The sequence below is a fragment of the Verrucosispora sp. FIM060022 genome, assembly GCF_003977705.1.
Classification (GTDB): Bacteria; Actinomycetota; Actinomycetes; order Mycobacteriales; family Micromonosporaceae; genus Micromonospora; species Micromonospora gifhornensis.
In genome coordinates this window covers 438,948-452,183 of the sequence record NZ_RQIV01000003.1, presented here as the reverse complement: position 1 = coordinate 452,183, position 13,236 = coordinate 438,948, and the positions used below count along the sequence as shown (strand labels likewise).

The following is a 13,236-nucleotide window of genomic DNA, read 5'->3' as shown; positions in this document are numbered from 1 at the left end:
GCGAAATTCTCCTGGCGTCTGATGCACAGCTGGTGGCTGCTCCTGCCGATTCTCGGCCTCAGCTGTCTCGGCGGGTTCGGCTTCCTCTACGTGGGACTGCGGGCCCGTCGGCCGGCCTGGTGGATCGCCGGCATCGGCTACCTGCTGATCGGCTGGACGGCGTTCGTCCTGACCGGTGAAGCCGACTCGGAGAGCGCCCTGTCCGACTGGATGGCTGGTCTGGTGCTGGCTGTCTGGGCCGCCAGCATCGTGCATGCCTTCCTGATCAACTCCTCGTGGCTGAAGTGGCGGGCCGGACACCGTCCCTGGTACGCCGAGCAGCCACCCGGGGGACCGGGCAGCCCGTACCCGCCCGGCCCGCTCGCACCACCACCGAGCCTGAGCCCGACCGCCCCGGAATACCCGTCGACCCCGCCGATCTCTCCGGCGTACCCGTCCGAGGCGCCGACCATGCCGGTGTATCCGGCGGGGGACCCGACCTTTGCTGCCTATCCGCCGCTGCCGCAGCCGACGGACTATTTCGGACCCGGTCCGGCCGCCGGGCCGGTGCCGGACCAGCGGGTGGACGCCGGACCTCAGGCGGCGAACACCGGGCCGGTGGAGGTGAACAGCGCCGGGCCACACGACCTTGCGGCGCTGCCCGGCTTCGATCCGCAGCGCGCCCGGCAGGTGCTCGCCGAGCGGGACCGGCGCGGGGGATTCGGCAGCCTGTCGGAGTTCGTCGCCGCCGCCGGACTGGCCCCGCACGAGTACGCCCGACTGCGGGACCGTCTGGTGTGCGCACCACCGGCACCACCCGCGCCGGGACTACCGCCGCAGGGGCGCGTACTGGATGTCTGAGCCTGTTCCGATCCCGCGCGGCCCGGCGGAGACCGTTGCCCTGGCCCGGTTCCTCGCCGCCACCCGAGCCGAGGGACCGGGCGAGCGGACCGCCATCTGGGTGCAGGGCTGCGCCATCCGCTGCCCCGGCTGTTTCAACCCGCACCTGTGGGGATTCCGGGGCGGCGAGCAGGTCGCGCCGCACGAGTTGGCGCGCCTGGTGCTCGACGCCGGCACCGACGGGCTGACGCTGTTGGGCGGCGAACCCTTCGACCAGGCGGCAGCCCTGGCCCGGGTGGCCGCCGAGGTGGGGGCGGCCGGACGCTCGGTGATGACCTTCACCGGCTACACCCGGTCGCAGTTGGATGCGGCGGTGGACGCCGGACGTACCGACGTCGCCGCGCTGCTCGCGGCAACCGACCTGCTGGTGGCCGGCCCGTTCCAGGCGGACCGGATCGACATCCGCCGCCCGTGGGTGGGCTCCACGAATCAGGAGTTCGTGGTGCTCAGCGACCGGTTCCCGGATCTGTTGAACGAGCTGCCGGCGAACCCCGACCGGGTCGAGATCACCGTGGACCCGGCCGGGCGGGTCGCGGTGAACGGGTGGGCCGACCCGGACGCCCTCGACGAACTGCTGGCGGGTCTGCGGGCCTCGCACCGGTGAACCGGCGCTGACCTGCGCCGATCGGTGACATCGGATACCGTCACTCCGGAGCAGTCATCGGGGCAGATGAGTGCCTGGGACGAACGTCTATGTGACTCGGCTGAACAGGTGCTTTGCGGTGCCGCCCCGGTGCAGCAGGATTGACGAACAATCCGGCGCACGGGGGTGCGGGGAGCCGGATATCCACAGAGGAAGGACGTGGCACATCGTGGTGCCTTTCTCAGGTAGGCGGGTGGTCGCCGCTATCGCGGCCAGCACTCTCCTCGGCACGATGGCGCTGGCCGGCCCGGCGCAGGCCAGCCCGAACAACAACACCGTCGACAAGCTGACCAAGGCGGTGACGGTCAAGGGGGTGCTCAAGCACCTCGACAAGTTCCAGGACATCGCCAACGCCAACAACGGCACCCGCGCCTCCGGGACCCCGGGTTACGACGCGAGCGCCGACTATGTGGTCGGGCTGCTGAAGAAGGCCGGCTACCAGGTCAGCCGGCAGCAGTTCGACTTCGCGTTCTACGAGGAGTTCGGCTCGTCGTTCGCGCAGGTGGCGCCGACCGCCACCACGTACGTCGACGGGGTCGACTACACGCTGATGGACTACTCCGGCGCTGGCGTCGCCCAGGGCCTCGTCGTCCCGGTGGACCTCGCCCTCGACCCGCCGCGCGCGTCGACGTCGGGCTGTGAGGCAAGCGACTTCGCCGGCGTGGACGTCGCCGGCAAGATCGCTCTGCTGCAGCGGGGCACCTGCGCCTTCGGCGACAAGGTCGTCAACGCGGAGGCCGCCGGCGCGATCGGCGCCATCGTGATGAACCAGGGCAACGGTACGCCGGAGGCCAACGCCGACCGCTACGACCTGTTCGCCGGCACCCTCGGCGCCCCGGTCGGCATCCCGACGGTCTCGGTGTCCTACAACACCGGTGCGCAGTTCGCGACGACGCCGGGCCTCACCCTGCGGATCGAGGCCGACACCACCTCGGAGATCCGCAGCACCGAGAACGTCATCGCCCAGAGCAAGCACGGCCGCACCGACAACGTCGTCATGGCCGGGGCGCACCTCGACTCGGACCCGGCCGGCCCGGGCTTCAACGACAACGCCACCGGCAGCGCCGCGCTGCTGGAGGTCGCGCTCCAGATGGCGAAGGTCAAGCCGTACAACGCGGTCCGTTTCGCCTGGTGGGGTGCGGAGGAGGCGGGTCTGATCGGCTCGCAGTACTACGTGGACAGCCTGAGCGAGCAGCAGGTCGCCGACATCGCCCTCTACCTCAACTTCGACATGATCGGCTCGCCGAACTACGTGTTCGGGGTGTACGACGGTGACGACTCGGCGCAGGAGGGTTCCGGCCCGGGGCCGGAGGGTTCGGCGCAGATCGAGAAGGTCTTCGAGAAGTTCTTCGCCTCCCGGAAGCTGCCCACGGTGGCCTCCGACTTCACCGGTCGCTCGGACTACGGCGCGTTCATCGACGTCAACATCCCCGCCGGTGGTCTGTTCACCGGGGCGGAAGGCGTCAAGACGGCCGAGGAAGCCGCCCTCTTCGGTGGTGTGGCGGGAGTCGCCTACGACCCCTGCTACCACCTGGCCTGCGACAGCCGTACGCCCGTCGCCGACGGGGCCGACGCGGCGGTGTACAAGTCGCTGGGCAAGAAGTACAAGCTCCACGGCAACGTCAACGTGTTCGCGCTCGACGTCAACTCCGACGCGGTCGCCGCCTCGGTGATCACCTTTGCCTTCGACACCTCGGCCGTCAACGGCGTGCCGGGCAAGGCACCTGGAAAGGGCAAGGGTAAGGGCAAGGGCAAGGGGCACAAGCACCACCACAAGCACGGCCACAAGCACCACTGGAAGTAGGCCGGCTCAGCTCGAAAGGAGGGGCCCCTTCTTAACGCCTGCGGCAGAGGAGGGGCCCCTTATTAACGCGTTCGGGTAACGCTAGGCGCAGACCGTCACTGCGGTGGCCGGCCCGATCGGGTCAAGCGCCAGTACTGGCGCTTGGCGTCGTCGCGGACCACCACGCCGTAGCGGCCGAGTTCCGCGCGCAACTCCCGCGCCTCGTCGCGACGGTCCCGCTCCAACGCCTCCTGCCGAGCCCGCAGCAGCGCGTCCGCGCCGGTCGGCAGGCCGGGCAGGTCGGGCACCCAGCGCCGGTACTCGTCCCGGTGCGGATCGGCGTCCACCCACGGCCAGCCGTGCTCCTGCAACGCCGCGGCCAGTCGGTCGGCCGGCAGGTCGGACCGTTGCCGGACCAGTTCACCGGCGTCACCGTCGAGCAGCACCAGATCCTTGCCGTCGACGAACGCCACCCGGGTACGCGACCGGGGAACCTCCTGCTCGGTGTCGCCGTGACGCAGCCGGATCCGGGTGCCGTCCACTGTGACAAGCACCCGGTCGGCGGTGCCCAGCGCGGCGATCACCAGCCCGGCCAGCACTCCCAGCCCCACGCCGCCGCCCATGGCGTACCCGTCGGGCAGCCCGTCGACCAGCCGGAACAGACCCTGGGCGGGTGCCCAGGCCAGACCCGTCACCCAGCCCGCCCCGGCGGCCAGCAGTCCACCCGCCGCGGCACCGACGATCGGGAATCCGCCCCAGAGCACCACCAGTTCCCCGACACCGTCGCCGACCACCGTCGGTTCCCCGTACGCCGTCACGTCACCTCCTGGCGCATCGTGCGGACCAGCCCGGCGACCAAGGGTACGACCAGCCACACCAGCAACGACACCGCGAGCCGCTGCCACTGGCCACTGGTCATTTCGGGGGTGAACAGCGGTTCCATCGTCCGGTTGGTGTCCAGCCACTCGCCGGCGCGGTACAGCGGCTGGACCAGAGCGCCCAGGATGGACCACGCGATGGGCAGCACCAGGTAGGCCACGATGGCCAGTGGGGTGTGCAGCAACAGCAGGCCGAAGCCCGCCCCGATCAGGGCGGTGGAGACCTGGAGCACGACGGCGTGCACGATCAGCATCCCGTCGAGGCGCCAGGTGCCCGCCCCGCCGGTCGCCTCGGCGATCAGTGTCGCGACGGCCGCGACGGCCAGGCTGACCAGCACCGAGGCCAGCGCCGCCAGCACCACCGCGGTGAGCTTGGCGATGATCACCCGCTCCCGACGGGGAACCAGCGCGAAGGTGGTCAGCGCGGTGCGCTGCGACCACTCGGTGGTGATCGACAGGATGCCCAGCACCGGCAGCAGCACCCCGACCGGGAACAGCGACGGGACGAAGAAGTTGGCGAAGGTCTGCTCGTCGTCCGGCGCGTACGCCAGTTGCAGGGCGATGATGCCGGCGGCGACCACCCCGATGGCGATCAGCAGCCAGCGGCCGGCCCGGGTGTTGACGAGCTTGCGCAGCTCGACCACGGTCAGCCGGCTCATGGGCGGCCGGGGCTGCCCGGCGGCGACATCCTGGCCCACGGCCGGGTCGATGGTGGCGGTCATCGGACGATCTCCTCGGTGGGCAGGACGGCGGCGGACCGGGCCGAGGTCGGGCCGGTGGCGGTCTCGGCGGACCGGGCCGAGGTCGGGCCGGTAGCGGCCTCGGCGGTGAGGGTGAGGAAGAGCTGCTCCAGACCGCCCGCGCCGGCCGGACGCAACTCGGTCAAGGCGACCCCGGCCGCGGCAGCGGCCAGCCCGACCGCCTCGCTGTCGGCGCTCACCAGCAGCCCGTCGGTGCTGTCGCCGACCGGCAGACCGGCTCGCTCCAGCGCGTCGCGCAGCGCCGCACGGTCGCGGGCGCGCACCAGGGTGCCGCTGCCGGCGAGCAACTCCTCCTTGCTGCCCTGCGCCACGACCCGGCCACCCCCGATCACCACCAGCCGGTCCGCGACCGCCTCCACCTCGCGCAGCAGGTGGGAGGAGAGCAGCACGGTGCCACCCCGGTCGGCGAAGTCGCGCAGCAGCCCGCGCATCCAGAAGATGCCCTCCGGGTCCAGCCCGTTGGCCGGCTCGTCCAGCACCAGCACCTGAGGATCGCCGAGCAGCGCGTGCGCCAGGCCGAGCCGCTGCCGCATGCCCAGGGAGTACGCCCGCACCCGGCGCCGGGCCGCCGCCCCGTTGAGGCCGACCCGGTCGAGCAACTCGCCGACCGCCCGTCGGTCCACGCCCATCGTGGCGGCGGACAGGGCCAGCGCCTCCCGCCCGGTCCGCCCGGCGTGCTGCGCGGAGGCGTCCAGCAGGACGCCGACCGTACGGCCGGGGTTGGGCAGGTGGCGGTACGGGTGTCCGGCCACCGTGGCGGTGCCGGAGGTCGGCGGGGTGAGCCCGCAGATCATCCGCATCGTGGTGGACTTGCCGGCCCCGTTGGGGCCGAGGAAGCCGGTCACCGTGCCCGGCTCGCAGTGGAACGACACGTCGTCGACGGCGGTGTGCCGTCCGTACCGTTTGGTGAGCTGCTGTACCGCGATCATGCCGGTCAGCCTGCCCGGGCCACCCGGTCGTGCGCAGCGGCCGACGGTCTGCCGTCGCGTCGACCAAGGTCGACGCCGAGGTCTCGACTTTGGTAGCTGGTCGGCCCTGCGGCGGCTGCCTACCATTGCGCCTGTGACCAGCGCCGCCGTCCTCGAACACCCCGGGTTGCTGCCCGGGGCGCTGGACCCGACGCGCCCGCACGCCCGCCGTACGGCCCGGGACTGGCTGGTCGACAGCCTCTGCTTCGTGGCGGCTCTCGGCTGGGTGGTGGTGGCGACCCTGGATGCCGCCTCCCCGGTACCGAGCTACGCCGAGCGGCTGCCGTACCCGTGGATGATCCCCGCGGACGCGGTGATCGGGGTGGCCTTGGCGGTGGCGCTCTGGTTCCGCCGCCGCTGGCCGGTCGGGCTGGCGGTGGCCACCCTGCCACTGTCGGCGTTCTCGATGACCTCCGTGGTCTCGCTGCTGGTCATCTACTTCACGGTCGTGGTGCACCGGCGTACCGCGGTGGCGCTGGCGGTCACCGCGGGTGGCCTGGTGGCGAACATGTTCTTCGCGCTGTTGCGTCCCGATCCCGACCTGGCGTACTGGCCGACCACCACCTGGGGGGTGGTGATCACGCTGCTGGTGCTGGCCTGGGGGATGTTCGTGCGGGCCCGCCGGCAGTTGGTGCTGTCGCTGCGGGAGCGCGCCGAGCGGGCCGAGGCCGAGCAGCAACTGCGGGTGGCCCAGGCCCAGCAGGTGGAGCGCACCCGCATCGCCCGGGAGATGCACGACGTGCTGGCCCACCGCATCTCGCTGCTCAGCCTGCACGCCGGTGCGCTGGAGTTCCGTCCCGACGCGCCCGCCGAGGAGGTGGCGCGGGCGGCCGGGGTGATCCGCAGCAGCGCCCACGCCGCGTTGCAGGACCTGCGCGAGGTGATCGGTGTGCTGCGGGCCGAGGGTTCGCTCGCCACGGAACCGGAACGCCCCCAACCCACCATCGCGGACCTGCCCACCCTGGTCGCCGAATCCCGGGCCGCCGGGGTCCGGGTCGATCTGCACGACGAGGTGTCCGCCGCCGACGAGCTGCCCGCCGCGACCGGCCGGACCGCCTACCGGATCGTGCAGGAAGGGCTGACCAACGCCCGCAAGCACGCCCGTGGCGCGGCGGTCACCGTGGGGCTGCGCGGCGCACCGGCCGAGGGGTTGAGCGTGGAGATCCGTAACCGGTGGCCGGTGGGCGAGCCGGACACCGACGCCATCCCCGGTGCCGGCACCGGACTGATCGGCATCGCCGAGCGGGTGCACCTCGCCGGCGGGCGGCTGGAACACGGCCGCGACGGCAGCGGCGACTTCCGCCTGGCCGCCTGGCTGCCCTGGCCGGCGACGTGAGCGGCGGACCGATGGGCGAGCAGGCCCGGTCGGAGTCGCCCGACGCGGCGCTGCGGCCGGTGCGGATCCTGATCGTGGACGACGACGCCCTGGTCCGGGCCGGGCTGTCGATGATCCTCGGCGGTACGCCCGACCTGACGGTCGTCGGGGAGGCGGCCGACGGCAGCGAGGTGATGGCCGCGACCGCCGCCTGCCGGCCGGACGTGGTGCTGATGGACATCCGGATGCCCCGGCTGGACGGGCTGGCCGCCACCGAGCTGCTGCGGGCGCTGCCCAAGCCGCCCGAGGTGCTCGTGCTGACCACCTTCGACGCGGACGAGCACGTACTGCGGGCACTGCGGGCCGGTGCCGGTGGCTTCCTGCTCAAGGACACGCCACCTGCGGAGATCGTCCGGGCGGTACGCCGAGTGGCGGCGGGGGAGGCGACCCTGTCCCCGACGGTCACCCGCACCCTGATCGCGCACGTCACGGCGGGCACCGCCGCCGATCCGCGCCGGGACCGGGCGGCCCACCTGCTCGCCGGGCTCACCGAACGGGAGCGGGCCGTCGCGGTGGCCCTCGGGCGAGGGCGCACCAACGCCGAGATCGCCGCCGAGCTGTTCATGAGCGTCGCCACCGTGAAGGCGTACGTCTCTCGGCTGTTGACCCGCCTCGACCTGAACAACCGGGTGCAGGTCGCGCTGCTCGTGCACGACGCCGGGCTGGTCTGAGTCGAATTCGGCCAAGGCCGGTGAACGGCGTTGAACTATCCCGCCCCGGGGGCCGTACCAATGGCTGAGGTGCGCTGCTCAAGCGCACCGCCACCTCAGTTGCGGGAGGCCTGCCGTGCGAGTTGATGAGCAGTCGACGGATCCCATCGATCAGATTCTGGGTGAGTTGCCGGTGCCGACGCCGCTGACACCCGAGGATGTCCGGCTGGCGGTCCGGGCAGTGGTGGTACACGCGGCCGAGGAGTGGCCCTCCGGGGCGCTGTGCCGCAACGACGGATCCCGGTTCCCCTGCCGTCTGCACCGCTGGGGTCGGCAGGTGCTGCTGAACCACGGGCTCAACGAGCGACAGCTCGACGCCCTCATCCGGCACGGCAACCCGTTCGTACACGTGCCGTTCCCGTTTCTGGTGAACGGACCCAACCCGGGACGTACCCCGGCGGCGCGTCCGTCGGGCGGCGACCGGACCGCTTCCCACCCAGGGCGGACCGCCGACCGGGCCGCCGGGTATCCGCCACGCCAGGGCCTCGCCGCCGGCTATCCGGCGCGGGGTCCGGTTCCCCGGGTGGCGGCTCCCCCGGTGCGGGCCGGCGCCCGCACCGCCGGTACCGGCCGGCCGGTGGCACCCCCCGCCACCGCGCCGCGCTGGCCACGGGCGAGTTGAGAGGGCTCGCCCGCCGGCGGTACGACGCCGGCCCGGGGTGCGGGTTGGTTCCCCCCGCCTGACCCCGGGCCGGCGTCGCTCCCTCAGCGGTTACCGGCGGGGATTCCGCAGTTGGGGGCGGCCCAGTAGGTGTTGTTCGTGACGCCGTCGCGGTTGTTCTCCTGGCGTGAGTCGACGTGGACGTGGGTGTTGTGGCCCGATACGCCGGGCCCGATGATGCCGCTGAACCCGTGGTTGCGGGCGGCGCGGGCGACGTCGCACAGCGACCGGTCCCGTGAGATCAGGTCGGCGGCGTTGCCGTAGAGGTGCTGGCTGTTCGACGCGCCGCCCACCTGGCTGTTGCAGGTACGGCTGCGGAAGCCGCTGGTGACGATCAGCGGCTTGTCGCCGAGGCTCTTGCGCAGCGCCTCCAGCTTCCACATCGTGCGCAACGCGTTCTGCCGGGTCTGCGCCGTCGTCAACGGGCCACCGGTCCAGCCGCCCCGGCCGCAGCCGTCGTCCATCTCGGCCCAGTTGAAGTGCCGGGGCGTGCAGTCGTTGTCCTGGAGCTGGTACAGCTTCGCGAAGGTCTGCGGGCCGGCGATCCCGTCGGCGGTGAGACCGTACGCCGACTGGAACCGGCGTACCGCGGCGGCGGTCTTCGGGCCGTACCGGCCGTCGAGTTCGACGATGTCGCGGTTGCCCGCCCAGCCGGCCACCCGCAGTTGCAGCTCACGCACGTCGCTGCCGGAACGCCCCTGGGAGAGGGTGCGGTCCCAGGTGTAACAGGCGTCGGCATGGGCCGCTGGCGCGGCGACCACGGAGGCGATCGCGGCGCCCGGCAGAGCCAGGGCGAGGGCGACCAGAACCCGTTTCAAGCTGTGTACGCGCACAGAAGTCCTCCCGATAAGAGCGATTGGGGTGGCGTGCGGGCCTTTGGTGAGGGTGATCCCGTAGATCCACCCTCGCACCCGACGGGATGGTTCGCGGCTATTAACAAGAATTGTCCTCAGGATTCGCTGTAGCTGAGGATTTGCTGAGAATTGGTCGCTTTCCCGCAACCGGGCATTGACCCCCAGCACCGCCCAGAAGGCTCTGCGAGGGCGGAACATCGCAGCTGGTCACCCCGTTGGCGAGGTTCCCTGACCGCAGTGATCCCGGTAACGTCAGCGCGGGTTACGACGGGGAGGCGGCGTGGCGCGCGGTGGCATCTTCTGCGTCGAGGGTCAGTGGCACCGGGATCTCAACGAACGTGGCTCGGTGCTGCCCACCCTCGAACTGCTCGAACGGCTCGGCAAGATCCGCTTCATCCACAAGGACGCCGCCACCCGCGACGAGTTGTTCTACTTCGTCGACCGCTGGCTGCTCAAGCAGTACGCCGACCACCGGTTGGGCTTCTTCGCCATGCACGGCGAGCCGAACCGGCTCTGCCTGACCGACTGGCACTCCGTCGAACTCACCGAGGTGGCCGAGCGGATGGCCGGGCGCTGCGAGGGACGGCGGCTCTACTTCGGCAGCTGCTCGGTGCTGCGCGCCCCCGAGTCGGCGCTGCGCGAGTTCCTCGCCGTCACCGGTGCGGCCTTGATCTGCGGCTTCACCCGCGAGGTGGACTGGGTCGAGTCCGCCGCGTTCGAGACCGTCCTGCTCGACGTCCTCGCCAACGGTCAGCGGCACAACGCCGCCGAGCTGCGGATGGGGTCGGCGCACTGGGCACCGTTGGCGTCGTACCTCGGCTTCCGGATCATCTACGCCAACGGCCGGGCCTGGCGGCCGTCGGTGCGACCGAGGGTGCCCAGCCAGTCGACGGCCGGCCGGGCCGGCTGACCCCGGCACGCGACCGCGCTGCGCACGCCGTACCGCCGGGCCGCTGGTCCGGGCTGGTAGAAACGAGCGATGGCACGCATGATCGCACGCAACACCCGGGTCGACCGGGACGGTCTCGTCGAGTTTCTCCGCCCCCGGCACCGGGTGCTGCTGATGACCACCCGCGCCGACGGCCGACCACAGTCCTCACCGGTCGCCGCCGGGGTGGACGACGCCGGCCGCCTGGTCATCTCCACCTATCCGGAACGCGCCAAGGTCGCCAACATCCGTCGTGATTCGCGGGTGTCGGCGTGCGTGCTGTCCGACGACTGGAACGGCCCCTGGGTGCAGGTCGACGGCACCGCCGAGGTGCTCGACCTGCCGGATGCCCTCGAACCGCTCGTGGAGTACTTCCGCAGCATCTCCGGTGAGCACCCCGACTGGGACGAGTACCGGCAGGCCATGATCCGGCAGGGCAAGTCGCTGATCCGGGTCACCATCACCTCGTGGGGGCCGGTGGCCACCGGCGGGTTCCCGGCACGGCTGGCCGACTGAGGACGGCGTCCTCGCGGCCGGTGCCTCGCGGCAGACGCGAAACGGGGGCGCGGCCGACCGGCCGCACCCCCGTTCACGAACAGATCAGGCCCGCGCGGTCGCGTACGCGGCGGTGCCGATCAGCTCCATCGACACCTGGAGCCGCTCCAGGCTGATGTTCTTGGCGATGGTGTCCTCCGGGGTGTGGTACGGAGGCTCCAGCAGCGCCGGGGACTCCTCGCCACGCCAGGAGAAGTTGGCGCTGGCGATGCCGACCTCCTGGAACGACTGGTGGTCGCTGGAACCACGCTGGGTCACCGGGGAGATCTGCGGCTCGTAGCCGAGGCGGCGGGCCGACGCGGCGACCTCGGCGGTGGCCCGGTTGTCCTGGCCGTCGAAGGAGAGCAGCCAGTACCTCGTGGCCGGGTCCCAGCTGGTGGCGACCATGTCGTTCTGGTAGACGGCGAGGATCCGGTCCCGCTCGGCCTGCGGCATCTGGCGGACGTAGTAGCGCGAGCCGATCAGGCCCTGCTCCTCCGAGCCCCACAGCCCGAACCGGATGGTGGCGTTGGTCGGGATCGCCTTCAGCACCCGACCCAGCTCCATGCAGAGCGCGGTGCCGGAACCGTCGTCGTTGGCACCCGGGGCACCGATGACGGTGTCGTAGTGGGCGCTGATCATGACGATCGGGCCGTTCGCCCCCGACCGTCCGACGCGCTCGGCCAGCACGTTGTTCGAGGTCAGGTTGCGGTGCGCGGTGGTGGCGACGGTGAGGGTGAGCGGACCGGCGGCCAGCAGCTCACGCAGCCGGTTCTTCTGGGACTGCGCAACGCCGAGCACCGGGATCGGCACCGGGTTGTTGGCCGAGCCGGGCAGGGTGGGCGAGAAGGTCCCGGCCAGACGCGGCGCCGCAGCGTCGGCGGCGAGAAGGATCACGCCGGCGGCACCGGCCGCGACGGCGGTCGCGACGACCTGCTCGCGCCGGTTGGCGACGTAGTCCACAAGCACGATCTTGCCGCGTACGTCGGCCGGGTAGTCGCTGGCCGCGCCCGCGCGGACGTCAACCACGGCACCGGTGACGCTGGTGTTCAGGGCCGCGTGGGCGCTCGCCCCGGTCTGCCAGTTCAGGTCGGTCGGCAGGCCCGCCGGCGAGCTGAGCTGGCCGGTGAACTTGTCGGCCACCGTGAACGGCTGCAGGGTGGTGTCGTAGCCCAGCTTGTCGAAGTGGGCGGCGATGTAGTCGGCGGCGCGCCGCTCGGACTCGGTGCCACCGATGCGCGGCCCGATGTTCTCCGACAGCTGGACCAGGTGCTCCAGGGCCCGGCGCGAGGAGATCTGCGCGATGACCTTCCGGTCGTCCGAGGTGAGCTTCGGGGCCTGGTGCGAGCCGGGGCGCTGGCCGTTGGCGGCCCAGGCCGGCACGGGCAGCGCCACGGTGGCGGCACCACCGAGGGCGACGGTCAGCACCCGGCGACGATTGAGGAACCCGGACCCGATGGAGGTGGACGATTCGTGCGAGGGTGTCACGGTGTCGTCGAATGAAGACAAGACTGCGCCTCCTGAATTGAGGTCAGAACCGGGCGCAGGGGGTTTGCGGCCCGGGTCAAGGAGGCTTGAATCTAACCCGCGAGCTGCCGCTACTCAAGATCAGGGGTCAGTAGGCGACGGTGAAACGAGAATTCGGGAATTGCGAATTTTCGATTTCGTCAATGACGGCGACAGCGAGATCCTCATAGCTGAGTGCGCATCGTCCGGAAGTGTCGGTAACCGGGTGGTCGGTTCCGATCCGATATCGCCCGGTACGTTCACCCGGATGGAACTCCAGCGGCGGTGGTGAGACGTACGTCCAGCTCACGCCGTCGGCATCTGAGCGGTAGACGTCCAGCGCCTCCGCCTGGCCGAGCGCCGAGTCACGGTACTGGGCGGGGAAGTCGGGCTCGTCCAGCAGCCGGCGTCCCGACGGGGACAGCAGGGTCGCCCCGCCGCCAACGTGGATGATCCGGGGCGCAGCCGGCATCTGCCGCAGCCCGGCGATCAGGGCGCGGGCGGCGTTCGGCCAGAGGGTACGGTCGCCGCCGCCGATCGCCACCACGAGTGCGTCCGCTGCCGGCGCCAACTCTCGTACGCTGCGTTCGCTTGTGGCGTCGCCGGTGACCACCCGCACCCCGGCCGGCAGGTAGGTGGTGGCCTCCGGCCGTCGTACCGCGGCCACCACCCGGTGACCCCGGTTGAACGCCTCGGTGACGATCCGCGAACCCGCGGTGCCACCCGCCCCGAACACGACGATGTCGCTCACGATCC

Annotated in this window: 14 protein-coding genes; 8 read left to right on the top strand and 6 right to left on the bottom strand. The window is 71.6% G+C overall.

Annotated elements, in window-relative coordinates; all coding sequences use genetic code 11:
- Nucleotides 1-21 precede the first annotated feature (21 nt).
- The 3 genes from EG812_RS12600 (at nt 22) to EG812_RS12590 (ending at nt 3,326) form a co-directional block, all read left to right on the top strand.
- The gene (locus EG812_RS12600) at nt 22-840 is read left to right on the top strand and encodes a ComEA family DNA-binding protein (protein ID WP_158632505.1); all 819 of its coding nucleotides are present in this window, start codon (nt 22-24) and stop codon (nt 838-840) included.
- Nucleotides 833-1,483, top strand: a complete 651-nt coding sequence (locus EG812_RS12595; protein WP_126711635.1) for a 4Fe-4S single cluster domain-containing protein — start codon at nt 833-835, stop codon at nt 1,481-1,483. The genes EG812_RS12600 and EG812_RS12595 overlap by 8 nt, the downstream gene beginning before the upstream one ends.
- A gap of 232 nt (nt 1,484-1,715) precedes the next feature.
- A complete protein-coding gene (locus EG812_RS12590; RefSeq protein ID WP_199743855.1) occupies nt 1,716-3,326 on the top strand; it encodes a M28 family metallopeptidase in 1,611 nt (536 codons plus the stop codon).
- Nucleotides 3,327-3,421: 95 nt separating this feature from the next.
- Here the strand turns inward: EG812_RS12590 and EG812_RS12585 are convergent, their stop codons facing one another.
- From EG812_RS12585 to EG812_RS12575, 3 genes are read right to left on the bottom strand one after another with little or no spacing between them, the layout of a single operon-like run.
- The gene (locus tag EG812_RS12585; protein ID WP_126711634.1) at nt 3,422-4,123 is read right to left on the bottom strand and encodes a YqeB family protein; all 702 of its coding nucleotides are present in this window, start codon (nt 4,121-4,123) and stop codon (nt 3,422-3,424) included.
- A complete protein-coding gene (locus EG812_RS12580; RefSeq protein WP_126711633.1) occupies nt 4,120-4,905 on the bottom strand; it encodes an ABC transporter permease in 786 nt (261 codons plus the stop codon). The genes EG812_RS12585 and EG812_RS12580 overlap by 4 nt, the downstream gene beginning before the upstream one ends.
- The gene (locus tag EG812_RS12575; RefSeq protein ID WP_126711632.1) at nt 4,902-5,873 is read right to left on the bottom strand and encodes an ABC transporter ATP-binding protein; all 972 of its coding nucleotides are present in this window, start codon (nt 5,871-5,873) and stop codon (nt 4,902-4,904) included. The genes EG812_RS12580 and EG812_RS12575 overlap by 4 nt, the downstream gene beginning before the upstream one ends.
- Before the next feature lie 133 nt (nt 5,874-6,006).
- Here EG812_RS12575 and EG812_RS12570 point away from each other — a divergent pair, with 133 nt between their 5' ends.
- The 3 genes from EG812_RS12570 to EG812_RS12560 all read left to right on the top strand — a co-directional run bounded on the left by EG812_RS12570 (nt 6,007) and on the right by EG812_RS12560 (nt 8,619).
- A complete protein-coding gene (locus EG812_RS12570) occupies nt 6,007-7,248 on the top strand; it encodes a sensor histidine kinase (RefSeq protein WP_126711631.1) in 1,242 nt (413 codons plus the stop codon).
- Nucleotides 7,224-7,958, top strand: a complete 735-nt coding sequence (locus EG812_RS12565) for a response regulator (RefSeq protein ID WP_502697187.1) — start codon at nt 7,224-7,226, stop codon at nt 7,956-7,958. Before EG812_RS12570 ends, EG812_RS12565 begins: the two co-directional genes overlap by 25 nt.
- Nucleotides 7,959-8,073: 115 nt before the next feature.
- Nucleotides 8,074-8,619, top strand: coding sequence for a hypothetical protein (locus tag EG812_RS12560; protein ID WP_013731828.1), 546 nt, complete (start codon nt 8,074-8,076; stop codon nt 8,617-8,619).
- A gap of 83 nt (nt 8,620-8,702) precedes the next feature.
- Here the strand turns inward: EG812_RS12560 and EG812_RS12555 are convergent, their stop codons facing one another.
- Nucleotides 8,703-9,491, bottom strand: a complete 789-nt coding sequence (locus tag EG812_RS12555) for a M15 family metallopeptidase (protein WP_126711630.1) — start codon at nt 9,489-9,491, stop codon at nt 8,703-8,705.
- A gap of 301 nt (nt 9,492-9,792) precedes the next feature.
- Between EG812_RS12555 and EG812_RS12550 the strand changes: the two genes are divergently transcribed.
- Both EG812_RS12550 and EG812_RS12545 read left to right on the top strand, forming a co-directional pair.
- Complete coding sequence (locus tag EG812_RS12550) at nt 9,793-10,422, top strand: DUF6642 family protein (RefSeq protein WP_013731830.1); 630 nt, start codon at nt 9,793-9,795, stop codon at nt 10,420-10,422.
- Nucleotides 10,423-10,491: 69 nt separating this feature from the next.
- Nucleotides 10,492-10,956 (top strand): PPOX class F420-dependent oxidoreductase, encoded by a 465-nt coding sequence (locus EG812_RS12545; protein ID WP_126711629.1) that lies wholly within the window; start codon nt 10,492-10,494, stop codon nt 10,954-10,956.
- Between the two features lie 84 nt (nt 10,957-11,040).
- Here EG812_RS12545 and EG812_RS12540 read toward each other — a convergent pair whose 3' ends face one another.
- Complete coding sequence (locus EG812_RS12540; RefSeq protein ID WP_198408924.1) at nt 11,041-12,483, bottom strand: M28 family peptidase; 1,443 nt, start codon at nt 12,481-12,483, stop codon at nt 11,041-11,043.
- Nucleotides 12,484-12,589: 106 nt separating this feature from the next.
- Complete coding sequence (locus tag EG812_RS12535) at nt 12,590-13,231, bottom strand: NAD(P)-dependent oxidoreductase (RefSeq protein ID WP_126711628.1); 642 nt, start codon at nt 13,229-13,231, stop codon at nt 12,590-12,592.
- Nucleotides 13,232-13,236: the final 5 nt, after the last annotated feature.

What these genes read in the sequence shown, in the direction of transcription:
- EG812_RS12600 (WP_158632505.1), top strand. Translation starts at nt 22, where the DNA reads ATGCACAGCTGGTGGCTGCTCCTGCCGATTCTCGGCCTCAGCTGTCTC.
- EG812_RS12595 (WP_126711635.1), top strand. Translation starts at nt 833, where the DNA reads ATGTCTGAGCCTGTTCCGATCCCGCGCGGCCCGGCGGAGACCGTTGCC.
- EG812_RS12580 (WP_126711633.1), bottom strand. Translation starts at nt 4,905, where the DNA reads ATGACCGCCACCATCGACCCGGCCGTGGGCCAGGATGTCGCCGCCGGG.
- EG812_RS12575 (WP_126711632.1), bottom strand. Translation starts at nt 5,873, where the DNA reads ATGATCGCGGTACAGCAGCTCACCAAACGGTACGGACGGCACACCGCC.
- EG812_RS12545 (WP_126711629.1), top strand. Translation starts at nt 10,492, where the DNA reads ATGGCACGCATGATCGCACGCAACACCCGGGTCGACCGGGACGGTCTC.